The sequence below is a fragment of the Enterobacter sp. ZOR0014 genome (assembly GCF_000798855.1).
GTDB lineage: Bacteria > Pseudomonadota > Gammaproteobacteria > Enterobacterales > Enterobacteriaceae > Enterobacter > Enterobacter kobei.
The window spans coordinates 1-1,826 of the sequence record NZ_JTLF01000088.1; the positions used below are offsets into that span (position 1 = coordinate 1).

The window sequence follows — 1,826 nt, forward strand, 5'->3', positions numbered from 1 at the left end:
GTCCAGTCAGAGGAGCCAAATTTAAAAAGCCTGCTTTTAAAGCAGGTTTTTTGCTTTTCTGTGCCTGATAAAATTGTCGGGTGGCGGCTGCGCCTTACCCGACCTACTAAAATAAAAAAGGCTCTCTGTCACCAGAGAGCCTTTTTCACCATTCACTGCGATTACTCGCTTTTTGCTTCGCCGTTTTTGATTTCGCCCATCACTTTCAGCTTTTTAGAGATATCGCGACGCTCTTTGGACAGCTCAGCATTTTTGATGATGTAGTCATCCACGCGGTCTTCATAGTCGCTCTTCATGCTGGCGATGATGCCCTGAATAGCTTCAACGCTCATGCCTGGCTTGATATAGTCGCTCAGGTTGTCGAGCAGCAGGACACGTTTCTGGTTGTCACGGATCTTCTTCTCAACGTCCTGGATTTCACGCTGCAGTTTGTTTTTGCGGCGGAACAGGCGGACGAATTCCAGAACATCCTGGAACGAAGGCTTGGTAGTTTCCATTTTTACACCCCTGATAATGTGAGATTCGGATTCGTTAAAGCAACCGTTGTATCAATAACCTTACTGACAGCGGCTGCGAATGACAATGACTATATCGTTTAACGCTATCATAACCCCAATTGCTGCTGAATCGAAGCAGCAGGCGTCACATCCGCGTTTTATTTGCGCAGCGCCCGGCAAATGAGGTGCGATAACAGTTCAAGCTGCCGGGCCAGTTCCAGGCTCAACCAGACATAGCCATGAATGGGCGTTTCCGCCACGTTATCACCCTGCCGCTCGCTAATAAGCGTTTTCAGCTCCGCCACAATGTCATTCAGACGCTCGCTGTTCGCCAGTATCGGCTGCGGGTTGCCTTCATAGAGCGCATGAGCGATGGTCAACAGGGTTTGCTGCGTCATCTGCTGTGTCTCTTTCAGCGTATGTGCGTTGAGCATCAGCAGATGGCTTGGGCGAGAAGCCCAGTGCGCGTTAATCTGCAGCTCAAGCATGCAGACCAGATTGCGGCTTACGGTCTGAATAGCCTCGAAAATCGCTTTCTGAATATGGGTCTCTTTGCTCGCGGGGGTAATCAGGCCGCGCATTTTGACCACGTCATTAAGGATGGTTTGCAGATGCTTTTCCAGCCGGGGGCGCTCAACCAGATTGGGGGAGAAACCGGCCTGGTAAACGCGGTTAAACGCGGTGACATAGCTGGCCATCTGGATACGCCAGTGCAAAAAAGCACGCTGCGGCCAGATGCCGGTAAACAGCATGGCAAGCAGCGAGCCCAGGATGACATCCCCGCTTCGCCAGAGCGCCGTGGTCATATCCCCGGCCGGTGCGCCGACCACCACCGCAAGGGTGATACCAATCAGCAGCGCCTGATAGGGGCGTTTGCCCAACGCCAGCCAACCGCAGAGGAACATGGCCGCACCGCACCATGCCAGCATGACCGGAAATGAGATAAGCTCCAGCTTCAGGGCAATAAGCCCCAGCGCAGAGCCAAGAACGGTACCGCCGATCCGCTCGAAGGCGCGAGGAACAACGTTCCCCCAAAATGAGATAGGCCCCATCACCACCACCAGCGTGATCAGCGGCCACGTCCCCTCCGGAACATCCAGCAGTCGGACCAGTATAAAGGTCAATACGAACGCCAGCGCAATGCGGCACCCATGCACCACGCGGTAATGTTTATATAGACGAATTTCAAACGGCGTTAATGATTTGTCGGGACGCACACCCGCTCTCCAGCTACACGGCAAATCACAATTGTACTGTGTTTTCAGCCGGGCGGATCACACCCGGCTGAAAAACCCTTCATTTTGCAGGCTTAAGCCGTTTTGTGCTCTA

General features: G+C 53.1%; 2 protein-coding genes. Both read right to left on the reverse strand.

The features are described 5' to 3' along the window. Positions 1–161: 161 nt before the first annotated feature. Entirely contained in the window at positions 162–497 is a 336-nt protein-coding gene (locus L977_RS03985) for a DUF496 family protein (RefSeq protein WP_008499467.1), read from the reverse strand. Between the two features lie 158 nt (positions 498–655). Continuing rightward, positions 656–1,714 (reverse strand): FUSC family protein, encoded by a 1,059-nt coding sequence (locus L977_RS03990; protein ID WP_014884459.1) that lies wholly within the window; start codon positions 1,712–1,714, stop codon positions 656–658. Positions 1,715–1,826: the final 112 nt, after the last annotated feature.